Origin of the sequence: Polaribacter tangerinus (genome assembly GCF_038024095.1) — a bacterium.
Classification (GTDB): domain Bacteria; phylum Bacteroidota; class Bacteroidia; order Flavobacteriales; family Flavobacteriaceae; genus Polaribacter; species Polaribacter tangerinus.
This window is the reverse complement of the sequence record NZ_CP150668.1, coordinates 1,795,424-1,820,304: the sequence shown is the minus strand read 5'-3', so window position 1 is coordinate 1,820,304 and position 24,881 is coordinate 1,795,424. Positions and strand designations below refer to the sequence as shown.

Sequence of the window (24,881 nt, the reverse complement as noted above, 5' to 3'; positions counted from 1 at the left end):
AAACCAAAAACCAGCAACTAAAACAAACAACCAAGTATGTTCATAATTTTGATTATCAGATGTGTATAATAACACTATCTCGTATTCACTAATCTGTAAATATACACAATCTCTAAGAATGAAAAAATAGGTTTTTTAAAGTAATTAAGATTGTTTTTTTAGTAAATTATTGTATAAATGTAATTGAGTAATTTTAAGAATTATGCTAGTTTTTAGAATTTGTTGGTATTGAATTAGAATTTGTAATTACAAATTTCTGTTTAAAAACATACTAAAAGTTTTATTTTAAACATTTTGTTATAATTCTAATCCCTGAATTCAGGGATATTTGCCTATAAATCAAAAAAATATGCTATTTTCTTGTGTAGTTCTATTTTTTTTTTTTAGGTTTGAATGTTTTTGGATAGAAAACTGATCATTTTACTTTCTAAAAACTTGCTAGCAAAAAAGAAAAAGAATGTTTTAAAAATTGCGCACATTCTTTTTTAAATTTTATTAAGAACTTTAACAAGAAGATATTCTTGTATGCTATACCGAACGCAATACTTGCGTTCTAACAATTAATTTAATAATTTTAAAAAATAATATAATGAAAAAAGTAATATTAGGTTTATTATTTGTTTGTACATCACTAACAATGAATGCAGTAACAACTGCATACGTAAAAGATTGTGCAGATTATGCAAAAGCAGCTGCAAATGCAGAGGAAGCTGCTTTTGGAGCTATGAATTTTAATGAATGGAGAGAAGCTTTTGATTGGTATCAAGATGCTTGTGAGTCAGTAAATGGAAATATCGAGACGCCACAATTTGTATATTTACCATAAACACAAAAGAGGTTGTAAATTAATTATAACCTCTTTTAAAATTTACCAAGATGAAACAGATACTTACCTTTATTTTTATATGTCTAATTAGTACAATAAACTCCCAAAATACAATAGGAATTGAAGTCACTTATTTAAAAGGACTAAAAATGATTAAAGATAAATCTAACACCCCCCCAACCATTTTAAAAGGATTAAGCTACACTCTAAAATGTAGTAAAACTGAAAGTATTTTCAAGTTAGACAAAAAAATGCTATCCGATATTGATAGAGAAAACAGAAGATTTATTGGACAAGGTGGTGGTGGTGGTGTTTTTTACAAAAATTTGATTAATAAAGAAAAAATAAATCAAATAGAATTTCAAAATAATCTATATTTAAAAGAAGATATTAAATATGATTGGAAACTTACGAACGAAAGAAAACAAATTGGTAAATATTTATGTTATAAAGCTTTTTGTATATATAAGAAATATGATGAGGCTAGAGGTATTAATATAGTTCAAAATTACACAGTTTGGTATACTTTAGATATTCCATTTCAATTTGGACCTGCGGGTATAGATGGTTTACCTGGTTTAGTCATAATAGCACAAAGAGATGGGTACTATTTTATTGCTGACAATATTAAATATATTAATACTCCTGAAAAAGTGTTAATCAATAAGCCTAAAGTAGGTTTAGAAGTTTCAGACAAAAAATTTGATTCAATTATTATTAAAGACTTTCTAAAGAAATATGGAAAAAAAACTTTAGAAAAAATAAGAGGTAATTCGAAAAAAAGACAGAAATAAATTGAAAATGATAATATTAAATAATAAATTTTATAAGATTTTTTTTTATTCTCTTTTTATAACCCAAAACTTATTCACGCAATCTCTAATCAAATATAAAGGCAAAATTTTAGACAACTTAAATCAACCTATAAGCTATGCAAATATAATTGCAGAACCAAAAGGAAACACAAATATTAAATATACTTTTTCTGATGAAAATGGAAACTTTGAATTATCTTTAATGAAAGGTATAACTTACAACATAAGTATTACTTGTTTAGGTTTTAAGAAAAAAAAAATAAAATTTACCGCAAATAAAAACTTTTCAAAAAATTATATTCTTGAAAAAAAAAAAAGAACTTCTAAATGAAATTAAAGTAAACGCAAAATTAGCTGTCAGCATAAAAAAAGACACTGTTACCTACCAAACAGATAAATTTATAACTGGTGAAGAACGTAAACTTAGAGATGTTTTAAAAAAACTACCTGGTATTGAAGTAGATAGAAAAGGAAATGTGTTTTCCCAAGGAAAAAGAGTGACAAAAGTATTGGTAGAAAATAAACAATTTTTTACAGGAGATAGCAAATTAGCTGTAAATAACATACCAGCAAATGCTGTAAATGAAATTGAAATTTTAGACAATTACAATGAAGTTGCTATTTTAAAAGGATTGGAAGATTCTAATGAATTAGCAATGAATATAAAATTAAAAGAAGATAAAAAAAAGTTTTGGTTTGGAGATGTAGAAGTAGGTTTAGGTATTACAGATAGAAAGGTATTACACCCAAGTTTATTTTATTATAGCCCAAAAAAAAGCATCAATTTTATTGGAGACTTAAACAATACAGGTAAAAAATCTTTTACTTTTAAAGATTATTTAGATTTTGAAGGTGGTTACAGTAAAATATTACTAAATCCTAAAGCATATTTCTCTAAACTAAATGATGATTTTTCTCAATTTTTAAACAATGATAATTTTAAAGACAGCAACCATACATTTGGTGGTTTTAATATAAACTATACACTAAATGATCATACAGATTTAATTGGTTATACTATTTATTCTAAAAGTGATAATGAATTAGAAAATCAGAATAATAACATTTACCTAAATAATAATGGGAGTTTAAATGAATTTAGAGTTCAAAGACAAAACCCAAATAATGAGTTTGTTATTAATAAAATTACATTAGACAACACCCAAGAAGATGGTACAAAATTTAAAGCTACTTCTTTTTTAAAATATTCTAAAAATAGTACCTTAAACGAAATAGAAACAACTTTTAACACCATACAAAATAATATTTTTACAAATTTAAATGCAGAAAGTATAAGTTTTAGACAAGATTTAGAATTCTATAAATCTATAACAGAAAAACAAACCATTACTTTTTTATCTAATTTTAATTACGCAAAAGGTACAACCAATATTAATTGGAATACTAATAATAATGTTTTTCAAAACCTTATCCCTATAATTAATGAAGATAATTTTTCTATTTTTAAAGATAAAAACACAAACTCACAAAGCGTTTCTTCTTTATTAAAACATTATTGGGTTTTAGGTAATTTTTTGCACCTTTATACTACTTTAGGTGCAGATTATTATAATGACAATTATTTTACAGATGAATATCAACAGCTTACAGATAGTTCTTTAAATAATTTTGCAGACGCTGGTTTTGGTAATGATATAAATTTCAAATTTGCAAATACATATGTAGGTAGCAATATAAAATTCCAAAAAGATAAATTGATTTTTAATGCGGGTTTATTTTATCATAATTATATAAGAAATACAAAACAATTTAACACAAAACAATCTTTAGATAAAAAATATATTTTACCAGAAATAACATTAAAATATAATATTAAAAGAAGTGAAAAAATAAATTTTAGATACAATTTAAAAGTTAGATTTCCGTCTGTAACAAAATTGATAGAAAATTATACTTTAACCAATTTTAATAGTATTTACAGAGGTAATTCTGATTTGGAGAATGAATTGTATCATCAATTTTCATTGTATTATTATAAATTTAGCATGTCTAAAAAGCTAAATTATAACCTTTCGTTATCTTACAAAAAAACAAATAATGGCATTAGAAATACAAATACTTTAGAAGGTATTAATTTTATTTCTGAACCTATCTTAATTAGAAATGCAGATGAAAACATTTCTTTTAATGGAAGGGTTAGTAAAAATTATGGCGATTTTAAACTTTCTTTAAATGGTAGCAACTCTTATTCGAAATTTCTACAAGTTTTAAATACCGTTTTACAAACAAACACCTCTAAAAGCTATTCTTTAGGAGGTAACATAAAAACGAATTTTTATAAGTTACCAAATTTAGAAATTTCATATGAGAAGAGTTTTGATAATTACCTTACAGAATTAAATGAAACAAATTTTGAAAATGATAATCTAGATATAAATATTGAGTATGATTTTTTAAAAGATTTTATCTTTAATTCGAATTATTCTCTTCAAAAATTTAAAAACATATCCCAAAATTCTGGCAATCAAAACTATTTTTTGAACGCTTCTTTATATTATCAAAAAGAAAATAGTCTTTGGGGTTTTGAAGTTTCAGCAAATAATATTTTAAATAATAAGTTTAGAAGAAATAGTTCTTTTACAGATTTTCTAGTTTCAGACAATAGAACTTTTATACTTCCAAGAATTATAATGTTTAAGGTAAGTTATAAATTAGATTAACTATCTCTTAAACTTCAACACCTCACTTCTACCTTTTTTAAAGATTTTATTGCTGGCGTGTTTGCCTTTTCTAAGTTCTTTTTGAGCGTCATAAGGCAAATGAATAATTTCTTGACAATCTGTAGAACATGTATTTTCCATTTTCTCTGAACAAGCATCACATTGTATAAAAAGCAAATGGCAGCCCTCGTTAGCACAATTTGTATGAGTATCACAGGGAGCACCACATTGGTGACAATTTGCAATTACATCTTCTGTAATTTTTTCTGCCCTTCGATGATCAAACACAAAATTTTTACCAATAAATTTATTTTCAATTCCTTGTTCTTTTACCTGTCTTGTATATTCTATAATACCACCTTCTAACTGAAAAACATTCTTAAAACCCTTGTGTTTATAATAGGCAGATGCTTTTTCGCAACGAATACCGCCAGTACAATACATCAATAAATTTTTATCTTCTTTATTGTCTTTTAAATCTTCTTCGATAATATCTAAAGAATCTCTAAACGTATCTACATCTGGAGTAATTGCGCCATCAAAATGCCCTATTTCACTCTCATAATGGTTTCGCATATCTACACAAATGGTATCAGGATTTACGAGCATTTCGTTAAATTCCTTAGCATTTAAATGCACTCCCTTATTGGTTACGTCAAACGTATCATCATTTAAACCATCTGCAACAATTTTATCGCGTACTTTTACTTTTAATTTTAAAAAAGACTTGTTGTGTTGCTCTATAGCAATGTTTAATCGAATATCTTTTAAAAAAGAAATACTATCTAATTGATCTTTTAAAGCATATAAATTTTCTGATGGCACAGAGAGTTGTGCATTTATACCTTCAGAAGAAACATAAATTCGCCCAAGTACCTCTAAAGCGTTCCACTCTAAAAACAATTTATCTCTAAATAATTGTGGGTTTTCTATTTTATAATATTGATAAAAAGAAATTGTTAGGCGGTCTTTGCCAGCCTCATCTATTAATGCAGCGCGCTCTTTGGCACTTAACTTATTGTACAGTTGCATGCTATACGAATTAGGTTAAATTATAAACTGAACTCATTCCAGTTTTTTTAAAAGTGCTACAAAACTACAAATATTATTTAAAAAGAAAATTGTAATCCTTTATTTATCTATATCTTTTAAACACATATTTGTTTCAACGAATTAAATTCGGATATATCATAAAGTTTAAAATTAAACATCAGAAAATTTCTTGCTTTAATTTTAAACTTTAGCAAACTTATAGGCATAATATAGAATTAAATAGCGCATTTTTTTAGCATCTTTGCATTGCTAAAGAATTGTTGTAATTCTTACAATTAAGATTAAGATTTAAAGTAAAAACCAAAAAAATGAAAGTAGCTGTAGTAGGTGCCACCGGAATGGTAGGCACAGTAATGTTGCAAGTATTAGAGGAGCGTAATTTACCAATAACAGAGCTTATACCGGTAGCCTCAGAAAAATCTGCTGGTAAAAAAATAAACTTTAAAGGCAAACAATATACTATTGTAACGTTAGCTGAGGCAGTAAAAATGAGTCCAGAAATTGCATTGTTTTCTGCTGGTGGTGATACATCTTTAGAATGGGCACCAAAATTTGCTGCTGTTGGCACAACAGTTATAGATAATTCTTCGGCTTGGAGAATGGATGTTGATAAAAAATTAGTAGTCCCAGAAATTAATGGAGATGTTTTATCGGCTGATGATAAAATTATTGCAAATCCGAATTGCTCTACTATACAATTGGTCATGGCACTTGCACCTTTGCATAAAAGGTACAAAATGAAGCGTGTGGTAATTTCTACCTACCAATCGGTTTCTGGTACTGGTGTTAAAGCGGTAAAACAATTAGTTAATGAAGAAGCTGGCATTGAAGGAGAAATGGCTTATCCTCACAAAATTGGTAGAAATGCCTTGCCACATTGCGATGTTTTTTTAGACAATGGATACACGAAAGAAGAAATGAAATTGGTTAAAGAACCTAAGAAAATTTTAAACGATTCTTCTTTTTCTGTAACTGCTACTGCAGTTAGAATTCCTACTGCTGGTGGTCATTCAGAAGCCGTAAATGTTCAGTTCGAAAATGATTTCGATTTGCAAGAAGTTCGAGAAATTCTTAACAATACTCCTGGTGTAATTGTTCAAGATGATCTAAAAAATAATGTATATCCAATGCCTGTAAATGCACATAACAAAGACGAAGTTTTTGTAGGTAGAATTAGAAGAGACGAATCTCAAGAAAATACCTTAAATTTGTGGATTGTTGCAGATAACCTTAGAAAAGGTGCTGCTACTAATACCGTTCAAATTGCTGAGTATTTAGTTCAGCATCGTTTAGTTTAATATACCTATGGCAGAATTTTATAACGTACACATACAAGAAGTAAAATCAGAAACCGCAAATGCGGTTTCTGTGGCATTTACCATTCCCGAAAATTTAAAATCGAAATTTCAATTTAAAGCAGGACAATACATTACGCTTAAAAAAACCATTAATAATCAAGAAGTAAGAAGAGCATATTCTGTATGTTCCACTCCCGAAAGTGGAGAGGTTAGAGTGGCTATTAAAAAAGTTGAGAATGGTTTGTTTTCTACCTACGCAACTACCCTGTTAAAAGCTGGAGATGCCATAGAAATTACAGCACCAGAAGGCCGATTTTTACTGGAACCGTCTGCAAACAAAAACTATATAGGTATTGCTGCCGGATCTGGAATTACCCCTATATTATCGATGTTAAAAACAGTTTTATCATCAGAAAAAACAGCTACTTTTACCCTAGTTTATGGTAACAAAACCATAAATGATACCTTATTTTTTGAGGAATTAAAACAGCTTAAAGAAACGTATTCTTCGCAATTTAAATTACATTTTATTTTTAGTAGAGAGGAAGTTAAAAATGAACTTCGTGGAAGAATTGACCAAAATGTAACCAACTACTTTGTTAAAAACATGTATAAGGAAACTATTTTTGATGCTGCTTTTTTATGTGGCCCAGAAGAAATGATACATGAAGTTTCTAGCACCTTAGAAAATAATAATATTTCAAAAAATAATATTCACTTTGAACTATTTACAGTTTCTGAAAACAAAGAAGCAAGTGCTGCTGTAAAAGAAGGAACCACAGAAATTACCGTGTTATTAGACGATGAGGAAACTACTTTTGTAATGGCGCAAACAGATGATATATTAGCAGCAAGTTTACGTAACGAATTAGACCCACCCTATTCTTGTCAGGGAGGTGTGTGTAGCTCTTGTCTTGGAAAAGTAACAGAAGGAAAAGCAGTAATGGTAAAAAACTCAATTTTAACAGATAGCGAAATTGAAGAAGGCCTTGTTCTTACTTGTCAAGCATATCCTACAACAGAAAAAGTTACTATAGATTTTGACGACGTATAAAAAGTTTTTTAGGTTTTAACGATACTAAATTTAGAGATATAATTTTTATTCCTACTTTTATAGAATGGATATTTACGACCTAAAAAACGCACTTTTAATTGGTTTCTTTATGGCTTTTATGATAGGGCCAGTATTTTTTATGCTCATTCAAATTAGTATTCTAAAAGGTGCCAGGGCAGCAGTAATGTTTAATATTGGGGTAATTTTAGGCGATTTATCTTTTATATTAATTGCCTACTACGGAAGTAGATCTGTTCTAGAGAAAATAAAAGACGACCCCAGATTATTCTTTTTAGGTGGGTTGGTTTTAATTATTTATGGCCTCATTACTTACCTCGAAAAAGAAAACAAAAAAGAGGCATTAGCCGCCGCAGAAATTGTAAATGTTCCCGTAAAGAACAACTATTTAAAACTGCTTTTAAAAGGCTTTTTTTTAAACTTTATAAATGTGGGTGTATTGGCATTTTGGTTTGGAACAGTGTTAGTTATTGGTCCTACATTAAAAATGAATCAGGATGCAATTTTTTGGTATTTCGGAGCTATTTTATTGGGCTATTTTATAACTGACTTAGGAAAAATATTTCTAGCAAAACAGCTAAAAAATAAAATGACTCCCAATGTTATTCTTCGTGTAAAAAAAATAATGGGAATTATTTTAATTATTTGTGGCGTATTTCTAATGCTTAAAGGATTTATCCCTAACGAAAAAATTGAGGAATTTATTCAGTAAAAACCCCTTTGAATGTATTCTAAATAAAAAAACCTGTTAATTGCTTAACAGGTTCTTTTAAAATTAAAATGATGTTTTTAAAATTACTCTACCTCAAAAACATTATTATCATCATTAATATCTGCCATTAACTTACTTTTATCTATAGTAACAGATTTTATATTTTTTGAGGTCTTAAAAGTATATATAGGATTTGCCCATGCCCAATCTTCAATAACTGTTGCAGTGGTAGGCTTATTACCTCTCATTATTCTCAGTGGAATATTAAAGTTTTCTACAGAACCATCTGCATACACAACTTCTAAATCTATTGGCATTGGCATTTGACCAATACGCTGTAATGTTATTTCATTTCCAACAACACTTTTTACCCCATAATCTATAGTATGTAATGTTTGTGTCCACTCATTTAAATACCAGTCTAAATGAATACCAGAAACCTTTTCCATAGAGCGTTTTACATCGTTTGGCGTTGGATGCTTAAAACTAAAATCTTCGAAATATTTTTTTAACCCTTTTGCTGTATTTTCAGCTCCAATAATATACTCTAATTGTGCCAGAAACATACTCCCTTTTCCATAACTCCCAAAACTATATCCTCTATTGGTATTATATCTATCAGCATGTGTGGTTAGCACCTCTTCAGACCCCGAACTTACCATAAAATTATATCCTCTATAAGGACCAGCATTTGGATTTTTATCTGTATTTTTTAAAATTGCTGCAGTGGCCTTGCTAGAAATATAAGAGGTAAAACCTTCATCCATCCAAGGATGTTTACTTTCGTTGGTTGCTAATAAAAACTGAAACCAAGTATGTGCCAATTCATGTGCCGTTACGCCAAACAAGCTTCCAAACCTACGCTGACCGGTAATTAAAGTAGACATTGCATACTCCATACCTCCATCTCCTCCTTGTATTACAGAATACTGTTTGTAAGGATATTGTCCTATATTTTCAGAGAAATAAGTCATTAATTCTGCTGTTTTAGGCTGTAAGTCTTTCCAGTTTTGTGTATACTCTTCAGATAAATCATTCTTATATAAAAAGTGCAAATCAATGCCATTATCCATTGTTAATACATCATGAGTATATGCTGGGTCTGCTGCCCACATAAAATCATGCACACGAGGAGCTACAAAATGCCAAGTTAATTTTTCGGTATTTGGAATATTTAAAGGTTTTGAAGCATCTTCATAACCATGCCCAATTTCTTGCGGATTTTGTAAATAACCTGTTCCACCTACTGTATACTCTCTATCGATAGTAATTTTTACATCAAAATCTCCCCAAACACCATGAAATTCTCTAGCAATATAAGGTGGTGTATGCCAGCCTTCAAAATCATATTCTGCCATTTTCGGATACCATTGCGCCATAGAAAGCGCTACGTTTTCTTTACTATCTCTTCCAGATCTTCGAATTTGTAATGGTACTTGAGCATCAAAATCCATATCAAATTTTACACTTTCTCCAGATTTTATTGGCGTATTTAAGGTTACTTCTAAAATAGTTCCTACTGTTTCAAAAGACACCGGAACTCCATTTTGCTTCAAAGTATTTACTTTAATATAACCTATTTCATCTTGGGTAAGTTTACTAATTCTATCTCTAACTCTACCGTCTGGGTCTTTGATATTTAAAGACCTAACATCCATTTGAGAACCCGGCTGAAAAGCATTAAAGTATAAATGGTAGTATACTTTTGTAAGCTCATCTGGCGAATTATTGGTGTAAACTGCTTCTTGTTTTCCTTTGTATTGATGTTTCTCTGCATCTACATCAATATCCATTTTATAAGAAATATACTGCTGCCAGTAACCTGGGTTTACAGTACTAGTTACCTGATTGTAAACGCTATTTTTTGTTTGAGTACAAGCAGTAAAAAGTACTACTGAACAAACAAATAAAAATATTTTTTTCATTATTTTATTAATTTAGTTTGATATAAAAGTAAAAAAACAGCGATAATTATACCGCTGTTTTTTAAATTATTTTTTTCCGTTTACAATTCTATCTGCCATTTTTAAAGCATTGTAAGCATTTACAACTCTACCAGATACTGATAAATCAGAAAAGGGAACTTTCTCGTTTTTAGATCCAGGTTTTATTACTTCAAAAGGTATTTTAAAACCAGAATTCATTAAAATATGTTTCACCTGACTTGCAGATAATTGCGGATAATATGAACGTACTAAGGCTGCAATACCTGCCACAGAAGGTGCTGCCATAGAAGTTCCACTATTTTGTGCATATTCATCTTTAGGCATCGTAGCGTATATAGCTACTCCTGGCGCAAAAACATCTACATTTATTTTTCCGTAATTAGAAAATGACGCAGGTAAGTTTTCATTATAAGAGGCACTCATTGCACCAATTGTTATTACGTTATCTGTTATTTCTGTTAACAAGTCTTTGGAGTCGTTAGGATATGTTTTTTCAACATCTATATTTTTACCATCGTTACCGGCTGCATTTACTATTAAAACATCTTTTTTTGCTGCATATTTTATTGCATCATACACCCACTGCTTGTTTGGTGAATAGGCTTTTCCAAAACTTGTATTTATTATTTTTGCACCATTATCTACTGCATATCGAATACCTAAAGCTACATCTTTGTCGTGCTCATCTCCATCAGGCACAACTCTTACTGCCATAATTTTTACATTATGCGCTACACCGTTTACACCTTTATTATTGTTTCTAGATGCGGCTACAATACCCGCAACGTGTGTACCGTGACTTTCTAAATCTTTAGAACCAATAACATTATTGTTCCCATAGTTGGTATCTGTAATGTCGTATAAATCGTCTCCTAAAGTTTGTCTTTTATTAAAGTTTAAGTCGTAACTTTTACCAGATTCCTTAGACGTTTTGTAATCCATTAATTGCTTCTTGTAATCTAACAAAGCCTCTTCAGTCATTCCTCGGCTTAACATATTTGTAATATCGGCAATTTGTGCTGCTAAAACAGGTTTTTCTGGTTTGGCACTTTTTAAATCATCAATGGTAAAGGAGTCTTTACCTAAAAACTTTTTAACGGCATTAAAATTATCCTCTATTTGATTAATTCTAGTAGCTGTTTGGTTTAAATTTTTTAATTCTTGTTCGTGGGCAGTAACAGATGCTTCAAATTTTTCTTTTAATTTTAAAAACTCTTCAAATTCAGTTTTATTTTCTGCTGTTATTTCACTTGCTTTTTTATCTCCGAACTTATCCATTCCTTTTTTAACAAGCCTTGTAATTTCTAACTGATCTGCATTTACCAAATCTCCGGCAGCATTTCCTAAAAAATTCCAACCATTTATATCGTCTATATATCCATTATTGTCATCATCCTTATTATTTCCTGCAACCTCATCTTCATTTACCCAAACTACATCTTTTAAATCTTCGTGCGATACATCTACTCCAGAGTCTGCAATAGCAACAACTACCGAAACTCCTTTTTTACCATCTAAAAACTGGTATGCTTTTTCAATACTCATTCCTGGTATGGTATCGGTTTCGAGGTCTAAATGACTCCAAGTTTTTGTTTCTATTTCAGATAAACCTGCTTTTTTGGCTGGGATATTTAAAACTGTATTTGCGCCAGCCGGAACTGGTATTGTAGTTATTGAAGATTTACAACTTGCAAATAAAAGACCAGCAAAAGCTGAATACATAATTGGTTTTAATACGTTCATTTCTGTTTCTAATTAAATATATCTATAAATTTATGTGTGTTTTTTAATCGTACTCCTTTTTCTGTGTGCATTACTGTACAGAGTTCATGATGAGCATCATGCTCTAAAAAAAGGTAATAATTATTGTCGGCAGCCTCTTTTAAAAAATTATCTTTCTCTTTAATAGTTAATAGTGGTCTTGTGTCATACCCCATAACATATGGTAAAGGTATATGACCAATTGTTGGTAATAAATCTGCCATAAAAACAATTGTTTTACCTTGATAAGTAATTTTTGGTAACATTTGTTTTTCTGTATGACCATCCATAAATAAGATATCGAAACCTAATGAATTTTGACCATTATTGTCGATAAAATTTAACTGACCATTTTCTTCAATAGGAAAAATATTTTCTTTTAAAAAGGAAGCTTTTTCTCTTGGATTTGGCTCAGTTGCCCATTTCCAATGAGCGTTATTAGACCAAATTTTTGCATTTTTAAATGCAGGTTGTAACATTGACTTTGATGTATTCCATTCTATAACACCACCACAATGGTCGAAATGCAAGTGTGTTAAAAAAACATCTGTAATATCATCTCTATGATATCCTAATTTTTTAAGAGATGAGTTTAGAGAAAAGTCGCCATATAAATAATAATAGCTAAAAAATTTTTCAGATTGTTTAGCGCCTAAACCTGTGTCTATTAAAATGAGTTGTTGACCGTTTTCTATGAGCATACAACGCATACTCATATCAATTAAATTGTTGGCATCTGCAGGATTTGTTTTTTGCCAAATGGTTTTTGGTACTACGCCAAACATTGCACCACCATCTAGCTTAAAATTGCCTGTTTCTATTGGATAAATCTTCATCTTAACTTTTTAAACTGGGTGTAAATATTCCTTAAAATTATCAATTTTTAAAGAATATTTGAGTCCGTTATTTAAATATTATCTTAAAGATATCAAAGATGAAGAAAAATGAGCGGTTATATTGTTAAGAAAAGTCTAATTATTGAGACGAGTATTTTTTGTTTTCTGATGATTTAAATACTTTAATAGTACTTATTTTTTTGGCAATTTTAAGAACTAAAAAAACAGCCATTGCCATTGCAAAAATCACTAAAAACAATTGTCCGTCTAAAGCTGAAGATTCTTCTAGAGCGGAATTATCTGGTGGTAAAATTTGTAACATCATAAAGTGTTTTATTATTTTGTTAGTACAAACATAAATACCCTTTATATTTTAAATTTTAATTTTTCGATAGAACGAAAAATAAAGTCGATAATTTGCATTTAAATAAAAAGCGTTTCAAAAAATATTTTTTGAAACGCTTTTAGAGGTGTCTAGCGGATTCGAACCGCTGTACATGGTTTTGCAAACCATTGCCTAGCCACTCGGCCAAGACACCTTATGTATTTAAATACTATTTCTTAAATTATTTTAGGGACTGCAAATTTACGCAAATTTAGAAGTCTTACAAGATTTTTTTTTAATTATCGCTTTTTTGTTAAAATTACCACCACTTCTTCTACATTTCCACCAATTGGTGGATTGATCTTTGCTACAGAAACAGTGGCTTTTTTTAGTGTTCTTAACTCTCTAAAAAAACGGTCTAAAATTCTTTGTGCTACTTCTTCTAAAAGTTTAGAACGAATGGCCATTTCTTCTTTAACTATATAATTTAAATGAACATAATCTATAGTATCTGCTAACTCATCTGTCTTTGCCGATTTTTTTAAGTTTGCTTTTACCGTTACATCTACCCTGTACTCGCTTCCTATTTTAGCTTCTTCTTCTAAACAGCCGTGATATGCAAATACCCTAATATTATTAACCTTTATTATACCCATAAAATTATATTAAATAATACCTCCTTTTTAAAATTAAGTAACTTTTTCCCACATTTTGTCTGTATTTAAACGAAAGGAACCTAAGTGTTTAAAACTACATTGATTGGGTGAAATAATAGATAAAAAAGGCTCATCATTTCTATTATTATACAAATGATATACTTCTCCAATATTTGGTTCAAAACTAAATTTAGCATTATAAATTAAATCGTTGTATTGAAATTTCTCGAGCAACTCTTCATACTCTTTTCTAACCTCGTCAAACTTAGATTTAAATTGTTTATTTACACGTTGTACACCATCGTTACGCCATGTAGCAGTATTTAATGGTTTGATAACAGGCGAGCTAGCAGAAGTTCCGTAAGGTTTTAAAGCAGCATCATATTGTTGTGTTTTTTCATTAAAAACAACTAAATCTGGCTTTTTTTCTCCATCTTTTTTCATAATGCAAAATTACAATAAAAAAGAATAGACAAAATTATTTTATGAAAACTTTAGAGGTTGAACTGCGCGTTAGGGATTGGAACAACATCCTTTTTTAAAAAGTTGAAAATAAGCAAAATAGCATGGAACGATGCTATTGGTTTTAAACTGTATAAAGGAAAGCGGAATACAAAGGTCATTTTAAAAAAATAATACTAAAAAAGATAGCGTGTAAAGCCCGACTTTATTACTGAATGCCTTCAGTATAAAGGAACGTCTAAAATAAAAATAAACAACTTATTTTATGTAATTTTGTGACTTAAATATTTCCTATTAGAAAATGTCTGAAAATAAAAAACCGCTCAATTTTTTAGAGCACATTATAGAAGAAGATTTGGCAAACGGAATGCCAAAGAGTAATTTACGTTTTCGTTTTCCGCCAGAACCAAACGGTTATTTACATATTGGGCACACCAAAGCAATTGGAATTAGCTTTGGATTGGGCGAAACTTATAAAGCTCCTGTAAATTTACGTTTCGACGATACAAACCCAGCAAAAGAAGAGCAAGAATATGTAGATGCTATAAAAAAGGATATTTCTTGGCTAGGATATACTTGGGCTAACGAGTGTTATTCTTCTGATTATTTTCAACAACTATACGATTGGGCTGTATTATTAATAAAAGATGGCAAAGCGTATGTAGATTCTCAAACTTCAGAAGAAATGAGAGTTCAGAAAGGAACCCCAACTTCTGTGGGTACAGAAAGCCCATATAGAAACCGTTCTGTAGAGGAAAATTTAGAATTGTTTCTGGGCATGAAAGAGGGAAAATTTAAAGAAGGAGAGCATACACTGCGTGCAAAAATAGATATGGAAAGTCCGAATATGTTAATGAGAGATCCATTAATGTATCGAATATTATATAAATCACATCATAGAACTGGTAACGAATGGTGCATTTACCCAATGTATGATTGGACACATGGAGAAAGTGATTATATAGAGCAAATATCACATTCGTTATGTTCTTTAGAGTTTAAACCGCACCGAGAATTGTACAATTGGTTTCGAGACAATGTGTTTGAATATAGTAAAAACACCCTTCCATTGCCTCCAAAGCAAAGAGAGTTTTCTAGATTAAACTTAAGTTATACGGTAATGAGCAAAAGAAAATTACTAACTTTAGTTGAAAAAGAAATTGTAGCAGGTTGGGACGACCCAAGAATGCCAACAATATCTGGTTTAAGAAGACGTGGTTATACACCCAACTCAATTCGAAAATTTATTGAAACTGTAGGTGTTTCTAAAAGAGAAAATGTAATTGATGTGGCTCTTTTAGAGTTTAAAATTAGAGAAGACCTAAATAAAACTGCCAACAGAGTTATGGCAGTATTAGACCCTGTAAAAGTTGTTATTACAAATTATCCTGAAGGAAAAGAGGAATTCTTACAAGCAGAAAACAATCAAGAAGATGAAACTGCTGGGTTTAGAGAAGTTCCTTTCTCTAGAGAAATTTACATTGAAAGAGAAGATTTTAGAGAAGAGGCAAATAAAAAATTTTTCCGTTTAAAACTTGGCAAAGAAGTGCGTTTAAAAAATGCTTACTTTATTACTGCTAATAGTTGTACAAAAGATGAAAACGGGCACATAACAGAAATTCAGTGTACTTATGACCCACTTACAAAATCGGGAAGTGGTACCGAAGAAAGTATGCGTAAAGTAAAAGGTACTTTGCATTGGGTTTCGGCAAAACATGCCTTAAAAGCAGAAGTTCGAGCTTATGACAGGTTATTTTTAGATCCTGCACCAGATGCACACAAAGACAAGGATTTTATGGAATTTTTAAATCCGAATTCTTTAGAGATAATCAATGCTTTTGTAGAGCCTAGTTTAAAATCTGCCAATATTGGCGATCGCTTTCAGTTTCAACGTTTAGGATACTTTAGTGTTGATGACGATACTACAGAAAATAAACTTGTATTTAATAAAACAGTTGGTTTAAGAGATAATTGGTCTAAGTAATAATCTAAAAATATGTTGTTTAAAAAAATTATAATTGTATGTTTACTAGCCTTTGTAGCATGCAAGAAAGAAGCAAAAATAACAATTGCATCCGCAGAAATTTCTTGTGGACAATGTAACTTTGAGTTAGATTCTGAGGCTGGCTGTAGTTTGGCTGTAAAAGTATTTGATGAAGCTTATTTTATTGACGGATTTTCTATTGATGATTTTGGTGATGCCCACGATGAAAATACTGGCTTTTGCAATGTAATAAGAAAAGGAAGTATAGAGGGAACTATTGAAAATGGACGTTTTTTAGCTACTAAATTGAAATTAATCCCTTTAGAATAAGAATACAATAGCGTAAAAAAAACCGAAGTAAGTTTATACAAACTTACTTCGGTTTTTTTATTGTAAGTTGTAATAAATTATGGTGCCGGATTCGGAAAATCTGCATGAATAGCTTCAATTTCTTTTAGTATTTCTTCCGATAAATCAATATTAATACTACCAATATTCTCTTTTAGTTGAGTCATTTTTGTTGCTCCAATAATAGTGCTTGTTACGAAAGGTAATTGGTTGATAAATGCCAACGACATTTCCGATAATGTAATTCCGTTTTTAACAGCCAATTCTTCATATCTCTTAACAGCCTCCAAAGAGCCATTTCCCATATAACGTGCTATAAATCTTGGAAATAAGTTTCCTCTTGACCCTTCGGGACTATTTCCGTTTAAATATTTACCAGACAATACACCTTGTGCCAACGGTGAATAAGCCAGTAAACCAATATTTTCTCTTAAAGAAACTTCCGACATTCCGTATTCATAAGCCCTATGTATTAAAGAGTACGAATTTTGAATGGTAGCCATTTTGGGTAAATTATTTGCTTTTGCTGTTTCTAAATACTTCATCGTTCCCCAAGGAGTTTCATTAGAAAGACCGATAGCTTTTATAACTCCTGATGACACAAATTTATGAAGCGTTTCTAAAATTTCTAAATGATTTTCTGCTTCTTTAGTACTTGTTTTATATGGATAATCTCTAGTACCAAAACAATTAACACCTCTCGATGGCCAATGAAGCTGGTACAAGTCTAAATAATCAGTTTGCAAACGCTCGAGACTTTTTTCTATAGCATCTGTTAAATTTTCTTTCGTAAAACCTCCTGTTCGAATGTGCTTTGTATAATCGCCACCACCAGCAATTTTACTAGCTAAAACCACATTTTTACGATTTCCATATTTTTGAAACCAATTGCCAATTATACGTTCTGTATCTGCATATCTTTCTGCAGTTGCAGGAACAGGATACAGCTCTGCAGTATCAAAAAAATTGACTCCTTGCTCTAGTGCATAGTTCATTTGCTCAAAAGCTTCTTCTTCTGTATTTTGATTTCCCCATGTCATCGTTCCCAAACAAATTTTAGAAACTTTAATATTGGTATTTGGTAATGTAGTATATTTCATAACTTACTATATAACTGAATTTTTTCTTATTAAAATGTAGTACTGTAAAATGCGAAGTTAAAACTTAAATATACGTAAAACAAAAAGCGTATAATTTTAAAATTATACGCTTATAAAAATAAATTATAACCAATTAACAACTGCTATTAAAGGTGTAACAGATATATGTTGTTTATGATTCTTTTAAAATTGCATCGATACCTGGTAAAGATTTTCCTTCTAACATTTCTAACATAGCACCACCGCCAGTAGAAACATAACTTACTTTACTTGCAAAACCAAACTGTTTAACTGCTGCAACAGAATCTCCACCTCCAACTAAAGAAAAAGCACCATTTTTAGTTGCTTTATCTATAGAATTTCCAAGTGCTTTGGTTCCTGCAGAAAAAGATTCCATTTCAAAAACTCCCAAAGGTCCGTTCCATAAAATGGTTTTACATTGGTTTACAACGGCATCGAAAATAGCGCTAGATTTTGGTCCTGCATCTACTCCTTCCCAACCATCAGGAATGGCATTAATGTCGCAAACCTGAGTGTTTGCATCATTCGAAAAATTATCTGCTGCAACAACATCTACAGGAATATGAACCTCTACTCCTTTTTCTTTTGCTTGTTTTAAAATAGCTAATGCTAGCTCCATTTTATCATCTTCACAAATAGAGTTTCCTATGCTACCACCTTGGGCTTTAACAAAAGTAAAACTCATTCCACCACCAATAATAAGATGGTCTACTTTATCTAAAATATTTTCTATAACCGTTATTTTAGAAGATACTTTTGCACCTCCTAAAATAGCTAGTACGGGCTTTTCCGAATTATTTAATACTTTATCTATACTTTCTATTTCTCTTGCCAATAAATTTCCAAAACATTTGTTGTTCTCAAAAAACTGTGCAATAATAGTGGTAGATGCGTGTGCTCTGTGTACAGTTCCGAAGGCATCATTTACGTATATATCTCCTAAATTAGCTAATTTTTGAGCAAATGCAATATCTCCTTTAGTTTCCTCTTCATAAAAACGCAAGTTTTCTAATAGTAGTACTTCACCAGGTTCTAAATTTGCTACAGCTTCCTCTACTTTTTCCCCTACACAATCTGGTACGAATTTAACGTTACACCCAATAATAGTAGCTACTGACTTTACAATATGCTGCAATGAAAATTCTGATTGAAATCCTTTAGGTCTTCCTAAATGAGACATTAAAACACAGCTTCCTCCTTGTTCTAAAATATCTATAATAGTTGCTTTTGCAGCCTGAATTCTAGTACTGTCTGTTACTTGAAATGCTGCATTTAAGGGTACATTAAAATCTACACGAATAATGGCCTTTTTATTTTCGAAATTAAAATCTTTTAGTGTTTTCATTTTTGGGTTGTTTTCACAAAAATACCGAATTCTTTAGTTTTTTAAAAACTGAAACAAGAAAAGTTAAGTTAACGATTGCGTAATAGAAATTACAAAAAATAGTACTCAATTTAAGTGGTTTTTTAACTACTTAAAATACGTTACACACCCATTGCAGATAATTCGTTTAAAAACTTTTTTTTGAATCCTAAAATATATCATTTTCTAAAGAACAAATTTTATATTTGTAAATGCTTTTTAACCAAATTATAGGTCAAGATCACATAAAAACTCATTTGCAAGTTTCTGCAGAAAATGGTAGAATACCACATGCACAACTTTTTATTGGTAAAGAAGGTAGCGGAACTTTGCCAATGGCTATTGCCTACGCTCAGTTTTTAATTGCTAATTTTTCCGACAATAAAGAGGCCGCTCTTTTAAAGTGTGAAAAATTACAGCATCCAGATTTGCATTTTGCGTTTCCTGTAACCACAAACGATAGTGTAAAAAAACACGCTATTAGTAGTCTTTTTTTAGAAGATTGGCGAGAATTTATAAAAACTCAGCCATATGGTAGCTTGTTTAATTGGCTTCAATTTATTGGTGTAGAAAACAAACAAGGTACTATTGGGGTTGATGAGGCTGAAGATATTGTAAAAAGATTACAACTAAAATCTTATGAAGGTGGTTTTAAAGTGATGATTATTTGGATGGCAGAAAAAATGAATACTGCAGCCTCAAATAAATTATTAAAACTTATTGAAGAGCCACCAAGTAAAACTGTTTTTATTCTTATTTCAGAAAATGAAGAGCAAATTATAAATACCATAAAATCGAGATGCCAAGCACTCCATTTTCCTGTATTAAGTGAAAGTGATATTGCCAATGCACTAATAGAAAAGGAAAATTGTACCACAAACGATGCCGCTAAAATTACTCACCAAGCAGAAGGCAATTATAATAAAGCGCTGCATTTGTACAAAAATGATACTGCAGATATAATTTTTGAAGAATGGTTTGTTACTTGGGTAAGAACCGCCTTTAAGGCCAAAGTTGATGCTTCTGTTGTTCAGCAATTAATTGCGTGGTCAGACACTATTGCGAAATCTGGTAGAGAAACTCAAAAACGTTTTTTAGAATATTGTTTGCAATTTTTTAGACAAGCAATGCTACTAAACTACAAAAGCGAGCAACTAGTATTTATGGAAACGAAAACTAAGTTCGAACTTTCTAAATTTGCTCCTTTTATTCATGGTGGTAATATTATAGACATAGAAAAAGAGTTAAATACTGCAATTTATCATATAGAAAGAAACGGAAATGCAAAAGTAATTTTATTAGATGCCTCTATGAAATTAACTCGTTTTCTTCATAAAAAAGAAGTTACTCTTTAAAAAGAAATATTACTTTCCTTTAATTTCCTTTTTTGCTTTCTCAAACTCTTCGGGGGTATTTATATTTCTTATAAAATGGTTTGCTACTTCTACAATTTCTACATCAGAGTTGATAAGCATTTTTCTCGGACAAGAATATCCCATTGCCAAATATTGAAGTAAAATTGGATAGGCTTTGGGTTCGTAAATAGTAATTAATGGCTCTGGAAATTGATTATCTATTCCTTTAATTGCTGTTGCTACTTTGCTACTGTTTCTATGATGTAATAATTTTTTTATCAGCAAATCATCTACAAAAGGTACATCTGTTGCGAGCACCAACCAAGCAGAATTTGGGTCTTTCTGAAAAGCTGAGCAAATACTACCAAACGGACCTAAGTTTAAGAAAACATCTGGTATTTCTTTTGCCTCAGTTGTTTTTGCACTAACACCATAAAAAGTTGGAACTCCATTTTTTTCTAATAATTTACTCGCAAATTCTTTTTGAGAAACTCCGTAATAATCTAATAAAGCCTTATCAGTTCCCATTCTTGTACTTTTACCACCCACTAAAACCAACCCTTTTGTATTGGGTGTTTTTTCTTTAATCAATGTGTTTATATGAGTCGAAATTTTATCTATATCATGAATAGAATAACAATTTTTGTTTTTTAAATTCGGATACTTTTCTAATAAAAAATCGAAAATAGGAGTTTTTTCTTCTAACTTTATTATAAACTGAATGTTACTTAATTGCGATATTCGTTTTAAAACAGAGGCTTCTTTTTTAGCATCTAAAATTAAAATTTGCTTAGCACCTTCGTAATGATTTCCATTGATAAAAACAGCATCATATTGTGCAAATTGCAAACGCTGTTCAAATTTATTTACAGCACCAGTTGTTTGAATTTCGACGTTTCCTTGGTGATGATACACATATTTAGAAAAATAATTTTTTTCTACTTCAGTTGCATGAGATGCATCGAAATAAGCTAATTTATAGGAAGATAATGTTTGAGAGATTTGCGAAACTACATCGGAAATAACACTGCAATTAGCACCTAAAAAAGCAAATTCATTTGGAGCAAAATTATCGATATGCCTTTTTTCTAAATTAGTGTGTTTTTGATGCTTTTTCATATAAGTAACTTATTGTGAATATAAATTTAAAACGAAATTTAATTGCTTTTAAAATCTGATTTTCCTCCTGTTTTTTCCACCAACTTAATTTCTTTAATTATCATTTTTTGACTCCTACTTTTACACATATCATAAATGGTTAAACAAGCAATATTTACACCCGTTAAGGCTTCCATTTCTACTCCTGTTTTTCCTTCGATAGTTACTTTACAAAAAACATTAATATTCTCACTGTCAACTACCTCAATTTGCACATTTACTCCATTTATTAATAATGGGTGGCACATCGGAATTAAAGACGATGTTTTTTTTACAGCCTGAATTCCTGCAATAATTGCAGTCTGAAAAACAGGACCTTTTTTGGTGTAGAGTTCATTTTCTGAGAAATTAGAAATAATCTCTTCCCCTAAAAACATAGAAGCCTTAGCAATAGCAGTTCTTTTAGTTGTCTTTTTTACCGAAACATCTACCATTTTAGGGTTTCCGTTTTTATCGATGTGTGTAAAATTACTCATTATCTATATCTAAATATTTTAAAAACCTCGCCAGATTTAAATTCAACTTTATTGGCTGGTAGCTCTATAAAAGCATTTGCATGTACCAAACTTACCAAATCTCCTGAGCCATTTCCGTCAATTGGAGTAGCTACTAAATGTCCAAACTTACTCGTTAAGGTTACTTGTAAAAAATAAGTTAATGTTGGTTTAAAAGTTACATCTTTTGCTAAAATTGCAGTTTCCTCCTTTAATTCTAATCCTAAAGATTTGTAATACCAAGGATAAAAATACACCAAACAATTCACAAAAGTAGAAACTGGGTTACCCGGAAACCCAAATACAACAGTATTATTGTTGTTGTTTGGGTGTTTATTACTATCAGAAACGCCAAACCAAAATGGTTTTCCTGGTCTTTGTGCTACTCTATGAAACTTTTTTTCGACACCTAATTCTTCTAAAATCTCTGGTAAAAAATCAAACTTACCTTTACTAACAGCTCCACTAAAAAGCAATACATCGTATTGTTTTAGATAGTTTTTAACAGCTTCTTTTAAAAGTAATTTATCATCTTTAATATGTGCAGTTTCTACCGGAATTTTTATTCTTTCTAGCAACGAAACAATGGTAAAAACATTAGATCTTCTAATTTGGTGTTTTAAAGGAGAGTCTGCTACAGAAACCAGCTCGTCTCCTGTAGAAATTACCATTACTTTTGGTTGTTTTGCAACTTTTACTAATACTTTACCAACGGTGGCTAACACTCCTATTTCTGCAGCAGAAATAATGGTATTAGGAGCTACTAATTGTGTGTGCTTTTTACCATCTTTTCCTTTACTATGAACATTCTGACATTTATTTACATTCGCAATTAATACTGTAGCTGTATTATTTTGAATAGAAATATCTTCGTAACGAATTACGGTGTCTGTATTTTTTGGTAAAATAGCTCCCGTCATTACTTCAATACAATGTGCAGAATTTGTCATGGAGATTTGTGTACTTCCAGCGGCCTGAATTCCTTCTATTTCAAAAGCTCTTTGTCCTTTTTTAAAAGCATTATAGCTAATTGCAATTCCATCCATAGAAACCCTATCGAAAGGAGGAAAATCTCTATCTGCAGTAATTGGCTCTTTTAAAACTCTTTGTGTAGATTTTAAAAACGGAATGACTTCTTCTCCAAAATACTGAGAGTTGCTTATTACTATTTGTGTTGCTTTGTCTACTGAAATCATCATAAACTACCCTCCTATTGTGCTCATACTTTCAGTTACGTCTCCTTTTTTTCTGTTCCCTTCTGCAATAAAACCATTTGCTGGTTTTTGCTTCACTAAAGATAAAAAAAGTTCTTTTAAATCTTCATTAGAAGCTCCTTTTCTAATAAAGTCTCGTAGATTAAAAACGCCATCATCAAACAAACAATTTTTAAAAGTTCCTGTTGATGTAATTCGTATTCTATTACAATCGCTACAAATAGTTCTGGTAAAAGCAGGGATAATACCTACGGTACCTAAATGATTTTCTATAGAAAAATTTTGAGAAGTAGATGATTTTTCTGATTTAATTTTTACAACATTAAATTGAGTTTGAATTTCTTCTAAAATTTTTTTATAAGTCCAATTTTCTTGTATTTCTCGTTGTCCTTTTCCATTAAAAGGCATTTCCTCTATAAACCGAATAGCAACATTTTTATGCTCTGTTAATTTTACAAAATCTAAAATTTCATCAGTATTAAAACCGGCTTGAACCACCACATTTAGCTTTAAATTTAAGCTACTTTTTTCTAATAATTCGAATGTTTTATATACTTCAGGAAATACATCTCTTCGTGTAATTTTAGTAAATTTTTCTCTCTGTAAACTATCAATACTTAAGTTGATATTTTTTACTTTTTCTAACTTTTCAATGGTATTTATGTGTTTAGAAATTAAAGCGCCATTTGTAGTAATGTTTATAGCATCTAACAAATCGTTATGAGATAACATTTCTAAAAAACCAACAAAATCTTTACGTACAAAGGGCTCTCCTCCTGTTAAACGAACTTTTTTTACACCTAACTCAGTTAAAACACGAATTAAACGGTACATTTCTTTAAAGGTTAATAACTCTTGTTTTGGCACAATATCTATACCCTGAGCAGGCATACAATATTGGCAGCGTAGGTTACACCTATCTGTAACCGCCAATCTTACATAGGTTATTTGTCTGCCAAAACTGTCTATTAAGTTGCTCATTTATTGCGGTAATTTTTTACTTATAATTCCGTATAAGAATGCCCCTAAAAGCGCGCCTAATAACAAGAGTAAAGCTGCAATTGGTTGAAAACCTAAAATTACAAAAATCGGTGCTGCACAAGCACCCGAAACTCCCCAACCTAAACCAAATAAAGTACCTCCAAAAAGAGTGCTAAAAATGCCTTTTTTCTTCTTTTTGGGAGAGATAACTTTTCCGTTTATATCTTTTACAATTTCTCTCTTAAACAATTGCATAAAAATAGCTGATATAACAACAGCACTTCCAATAATACCAAACATATGAAAAGATTGAAAAGTAAACATTTCATAAAATCGATACCAAGAAATGGCTTGTGACTTACTTAAAACTATGGCAAAAAAGATACCTAAAAATAAAAATCTACTATTTTTCATTGTATT

The 24,881-nt window shown here is 30.4% G+C and carries 24 protein-coding genes and 1 tRNA gene; 10 read left to right on the top strand and 15 right to left on the bottom strand.

Annotated elements, in window-relative coordinates:
• Nucleotides 1-589 precede the first annotated feature (589 nt).
• From WHD54_RS07990 to WHD54_RS07980, 4 genes are read left to right on the top strand one after another with little or no spacing between them, the layout of a single operon-like run.
• Nucleotides 590-826, top strand: a complete 237-nt coding sequence (locus tag WHD54_RS07990) for a hypothetical protein (RefSeq protein WP_143744278.1) — start codon at nt 590-592, stop codon at nt 824-826.
• 50 nt (nt 827-876) lie between these two features.
• Entirely contained in the window at nt 877-1,620 is a 744-nt protein-coding gene (locus WHD54_RS07985) for a GLPGLI family protein (protein ID WP_088324687.1), read from the top strand.
• A 7-nt stretch (nt 1,621-1,627) separates the two neighbouring features.
• Nucleotides 1,628-1,972, top strand: a complete 345-nt coding sequence (locus tag WHD54_RS11875; RefSeq protein WP_088324688.1) for a carboxypeptidase-like regulatory domain-containing protein — start codon at nt 1,628-1,630, stop codon at nt 1,970-1,972.
• Nucleotides 1,944-4,322: an outer membrane beta-barrel protein gene (locus WHD54_RS07980; RefSeq protein ID WP_088324689.1), complete on the top strand. Its 2,379-nt coding sequence runs from the start codon at nt 1,944-1,946 to the stop codon at nt 4,320-4,322. Before WHD54_RS11875 ends, WHD54_RS07980 begins: the two co-directional genes overlap by 29 nt.
• Here WHD54_RS07980 and WHD54_RS07975 read toward each other — a convergent pair whose 3' ends face one another.
• The gene (locus WHD54_RS07975; RefSeq protein WP_088324690.1) at nt 4,323-5,354 is read right to left on the bottom strand and encodes a rhodanese-related sulfurtransferase; all 1,032 of its coding nucleotides are present in this window, start codon (nt 5,352-5,354) and stop codon (nt 4,323-4,325) included.
• Nucleotides 5,355-5,683: 329 nt separating this feature from the next.
• Between WHD54_RS07975 and WHD54_RS07970 the strand changes: the two genes are divergently transcribed.
• The 3 genes from WHD54_RS07970 to WHD54_RS07960 all read left to right on the top strand — a co-directional run bounded on the left by WHD54_RS07970 (nt 5,684) and on the right by WHD54_RS07960 (nt 8,457).
• The gene (locus WHD54_RS07970; RefSeq protein WP_088324691.1) at nt 5,684-6,673 is read left to right on the top strand and encodes an aspartate-semialdehyde dehydrogenase; all 990 of its coding nucleotides are present in this window, start codon (nt 5,684-5,686) and stop codon (nt 6,671-6,673) included.
• 7 nt (nt 6,674-6,680) lie between these two features.
• Nucleotides 6,681-7,727 carry a ferredoxin--NADP reductase gene (locus WHD54_RS07965; protein WP_088324692.1) on the top strand — a complete coding sequence of 349 codons (1,047 nt, stop codon included), beginning with the start codon at nt 6,681-6,683 and terminating at the stop codon, nt 7,725-7,727.
• A 64-nt stretch (nt 7,728-7,791) separates the two neighbouring features.
• Nucleotides 7,792-8,457: a LysE family translocator gene (locus WHD54_RS07960; RefSeq protein WP_088324693.1), complete on the top strand. Its 666-nt coding sequence runs from the start codon at nt 7,792-7,794 to the stop codon at nt 8,455-8,457.
• An 83-nt stretch (nt 8,458-8,540) separates the two neighbouring features.
• Here WHD54_RS07960 and WHD54_RS07955 read toward each other — a convergent pair whose 3' ends face one another.
• The 7 genes from WHD54_RS07955 to WHD54_RS07925 all read right to left on the bottom strand — a co-directional run bounded on the left by WHD54_RS07955 (nt 8,541) and on the right by WHD54_RS07925 (nt 14,425).
• Complete coding sequence (locus tag WHD54_RS07955; protein WP_088324694.1) at nt 8,541-10,382, bottom strand: M1 family metallopeptidase; 1,842 nt, start codon at nt 10,380-10,382, stop codon at nt 8,541-8,543.
• A gap of 66 nt (nt 10,383-10,448) precedes the next feature.
• Nucleotides 10,449-12,146 carry a S8 family peptidase gene (locus tag WHD54_RS07950; RefSeq protein WP_088324695.1) on the bottom strand — a complete coding sequence of 566 codons (1,698 nt, stop codon included), beginning with the start codon at nt 12,144-12,146 and terminating at the stop codon, nt 10,449-10,451.
• Between the two features lie 8 nt (nt 12,147-12,154).
• Complete coding sequence (locus WHD54_RS07945; RefSeq protein WP_088324696.1) at nt 12,155-13,000, bottom strand: MBL fold metallo-hydrolase; 846 nt, start codon at nt 12,998-13,000, stop codon at nt 12,155-12,157.
• Nucleotides 13,001-13,139: 139 nt separating this feature from the next.
• Nucleotides 13,140-13,325, bottom strand: coding sequence for a hypothetical protein (locus WHD54_RS07940; protein WP_088324697.1), 186 nt, complete (start codon nt 13,323-13,325; stop codon nt 13,140-13,142).
• A gap of 143 nt (nt 13,326-13,468) precedes the next feature.
• Nucleotides 13,469-13,539, bottom strand: a tRNA-Cys gene (locus WHD54_RS07935).
• A gap of 85 nt (nt 13,540-13,624) precedes the next feature.
• Nucleotides 13,625-13,981 carry a dihydroneopterin aldolase gene (gene folB / locus WHD54_RS07930; protein WP_088324698.1) on the bottom strand — a complete coding sequence of 119 codons (357 nt, stop codon included), beginning with the start codon at nt 13,979-13,981 and terminating at the stop codon, nt 13,625-13,627.
• Nucleotides 13,982-14,014: 33 nt separating this feature from the next.
• A complete protein-coding gene (locus WHD54_RS07925; protein WP_088324699.1) occupies nt 14,015-14,425 on the bottom strand; it encodes a DUF2452 domain-containing protein in 411 nt (136 codons plus the stop codon).
• Nucleotides 14,426-14,744: 319 nt separating this feature from the next.
• On the opposite strand from WHD54_RS07925, the gene WHD54_RS07920 reads away from it, so the two are divergent.
• Nucleotides 14,745-16,427, top strand: coding sequence for a glutamine--tRNA ligase/YqeY domain fusion protein (locus WHD54_RS07920; RefSeq protein ID WP_088324700.1), 1,683 nt, complete (start codon nt 14,745-14,747; stop codon nt 16,425-16,427).
• Nucleotides 16,428-16,439: 12 nt separating this feature from the next.
• Nucleotides 16,440-16,757: a DUF6370 family protein gene (locus WHD54_RS07915; protein ID WP_088324701.1), complete on the top strand. Its 318-nt coding sequence runs from the start codon at nt 16,440-16,442 to the stop codon at nt 16,755-16,757.
• Nucleotides 16,758-16,834: 77 nt separating this feature from the next.
• On the opposite strand, the gene WHD54_RS07910 is transcribed toward WHD54_RS07915, so the two are convergent.
• Entirely contained in the window at nt 16,835-17,875 is a 1,041-nt protein-coding gene (locus WHD54_RS07910) for an aldo/keto reductase (protein WP_088324702.1), read from the bottom strand.
• A 172-nt stretch (nt 17,876-18,047) separates the two neighbouring features.
• Nucleotides 18,048-19,241 carry a phosphoglycerate kinase gene (locus WHD54_RS07905; protein WP_088324703.1) on the bottom strand — a complete coding sequence of 398 codons (1,194 nt, stop codon included), beginning with the start codon at nt 19,239-19,241 and terminating at the stop codon, nt 18,048-18,050.
• A gap of 230 nt (nt 19,242-19,471) precedes the next feature.
• On the opposite strand from WHD54_RS07905, the gene WHD54_RS07900 reads away from it, so the two are divergent.
• The gene (locus tag WHD54_RS07900; protein WP_088324704.1) at nt 19,472-20,614 is read left to right on the top strand and encodes an ATP-binding protein; all 1,143 of its coding nucleotides are present in this window, start codon (nt 19,472-19,474) and stop codon (nt 20,612-20,614) included.
• A 9-nt stretch (nt 20,615-20,623) separates the two neighbouring features.
• Here the strand turns inward: WHD54_RS07900 and WHD54_RS07895 are convergent, their stop codons facing one another.
• From WHD54_RS07895 to WHD54_RS07875, 5 genes are read right to left on the bottom strand one after another with little or no spacing between them, the layout of a single operon-like run.
• Entirely contained in the window at nt 20,624-21,733 is a 1,110-nt protein-coding gene (locus tag WHD54_RS07895) for an NTP transferase domain-containing protein (protein WP_088324705.1), read from the bottom strand.
• A 38-nt stretch (nt 21,734-21,771) separates the two neighbouring features.
• The gene (gene moaC / locus WHD54_RS07890) at nt 21,772-22,248 is read right to left on the bottom strand and encodes a cyclic pyranopterin monophosphate synthase MoaC (protein WP_088324706.1); all 477 of its coding nucleotides are present in this window, start codon (nt 22,246-22,248) and stop codon (nt 21,772-21,774) included.
• The gene (locus WHD54_RS07885; protein ID WP_233131025.1) at nt 22,248-23,465 is read right to left on the bottom strand and encodes a molybdopterin molybdotransferase MoeA; all 1,218 of its coding nucleotides are present in this window, start codon (nt 23,463-23,465) and stop codon (nt 22,248-22,250) included. Before WHD54_RS07885 ends, moaC begins: the two co-directional genes overlap by 1 nt.
• 3 nt (nt 23,466-23,468) lie before the next feature.
• Entirely contained in the window at nt 23,469-24,461 is a 993-nt protein-coding gene (moaA, locus tag WHD54_RS07880; protein WP_088324708.1) for a GTP 3',8-cyclase MoaA, read from the bottom strand.
• The gene (locus WHD54_RS07875; protein ID WP_088324709.1) at nt 24,462-24,875 is read right to left on the bottom strand and encodes a YeeE/YedE thiosulfate transporter family protein; all 414 of its coding nucleotides are present in this window, start codon (nt 24,873-24,875) and stop codon (nt 24,462-24,464) included. It lies immediately after the preceding gene.
• Between the last annotated feature and the right edge of the window lie 6 nt (nt 24,876-24,881).

What these genes read in the sequence shown, in the direction of transcription:
- WHD54_RS07915 (WP_088324701.1), top strand. Translation starts at nt 16,440, where the DNA reads ATGTTGTTTAAAAAAATTATAATTGTATGTTTACTAGCCTTTGTAGCA.
- moaC (WP_088324706.1), bottom strand. Translation starts at nt 22,248, where the DNA reads ATGAGTAATTTTACACACATCGATAAAAACGGAAACCCTAAAATGGTA.
- WHD54_RS07945 (WP_088324696.1), bottom strand. Translation starts at nt 13,000, where the DNA reads ATGAAGATTTATCCAATAGAAACAGGCAATTTTAAGCTAGATGGTGGT.
- WHD54_RS07950 (WP_088324695.1), bottom strand. Translation starts at nt 12,146, where the DNA reads ATGAACGTATTAAAACCAATTATGTATTCAGCTTTTGCTGGTCTTTTA.
- WHD54_RS07925 (WP_088324699.1), bottom strand. Translation starts at nt 14,425, where the DNA reads ATGAAAAAAGATGGAGAAAAAAAGCCAGATTTAGTTGTTTTTAATGAA.
- WHD54_RS07990 (WP_143744278.1), top strand. Translation starts at nt 590, where the DNA reads ATGAAAAAAGTAATATTAGGTTTATTATTTGTTTGTACATCACTAACA.
- WHD54_RS07970 (WP_088324691.1), top strand. Translation starts at nt 5,684, where the DNA reads ATGAAAGTAGCTGTAGTAGGTGCCACCGGAATGGTAGGCACAGTAATG.
- WHD54_RS11875 (WP_088324688.1), top strand. Translation starts at nt 1,628, where the DNA reads ATGATAATATTAAATAATAAATTTTATAAGATTTTTTTTTATTCTCTT.
- WHD54_RS07900 (WP_088324704.1), top strand. Translation starts at nt 19,472, where the DNA reads ATGCTTTTTAACCAAATTATAGGTCAAGATCACATAAAAACTCATTTG.
- WHD54_RS07955 (WP_088324694.1), bottom strand. Translation starts at nt 10,382, where the DNA reads ATGAAAAAAATATTTTTATTTGTTTGTTCAGTAGTACTTTTTACTGCT.
- WHD54_RS07905 (WP_088324703.1), bottom strand. Translation starts at nt 19,241, where the DNA reads ATGAAAACACTAAAAGATTTTAATTTCGAAAATAAAAAGGCCATTATT.
- WHD54_RS07960 (WP_088324693.1), top strand. Translation starts at nt 7,792, where the DNA reads ATGGATATTTACGACCTAAAAAACGCACTTTTAATTGGTTTCTTTATG.
- moaA (WP_088324708.1), bottom strand. Translation starts at nt 24,461, where the DNA reads ATGAGCAACTTAATAGACAGTTTTGGCAGACAAATAACCTATGTAAGA.
- WHD54_RS07940 (WP_088324697.1), bottom strand. Translation starts at nt 13,325, where the DNA reads ATGATGTTACAAATTTTACCACCAGATAATTCCGCTCTAGAAGAATCT.
- WHD54_RS07920 (WP_088324700.1), top strand. Translation starts at nt 14,745, where the DNA reads ATGTCTGAAAATAAAAAACCGCTCAATTTTTTAGAGCACATTATAGAA.
- WHD54_RS07975 (WP_088324690.1), bottom strand. Translation starts at nt 5,354, where the DNA reads ATGCAACTGTACAATAAGTTAAGTGCCAAAGAGCGCGCTGCATTAATA.
- folB (WP_088324698.1), bottom strand. Translation starts at nt 13,981, where the DNA reads ATGGGTATAATAAAGGTTAATAATATTAGGGTATTTGCATATCACGGC.
- WHD54_RS07910 (WP_088324702.1), bottom strand. Translation starts at nt 17,875, where the DNA reads ATGAAATATACTACATTACCAAATACCAATATTAAAGTTTCTAAAATT.
- WHD54_RS07985 (WP_088324687.1), top strand. Translation starts at nt 877, where the DNA reads ATGAAACAGATACTTACCTTTATTTTTATATGTCTAATTAGTACAATA.
- WHD54_RS07885 (WP_233131025.1), bottom strand. Translation starts at nt 23,465, where the DNA reads ATGATGATTTCAGTAGACAAAGCAACACAAATAGTAATAAGCAACTCT.
- WHD54_RS07895 (WP_088324705.1), bottom strand. Translation starts at nt 21,733, where the DNA reads ATGAAAAAGCATCAAAAACACACTAATTTAGAAAAAAGGCATATCGAT.
- WHD54_RS07875 (WP_088324709.1), bottom strand. Translation starts at nt 24,875, where the DNA reads ATGAAAAATAGTAGATTTTTATTTTTAGGTATCTTTTTTGCCATAGTT.
- WHD54_RS07965 (WP_088324692.1), top strand. Translation starts at nt 6,681, where the DNA reads ATGGCAGAATTTTATAACGTACACATACAAGAAGTAAAATCAGAAACC.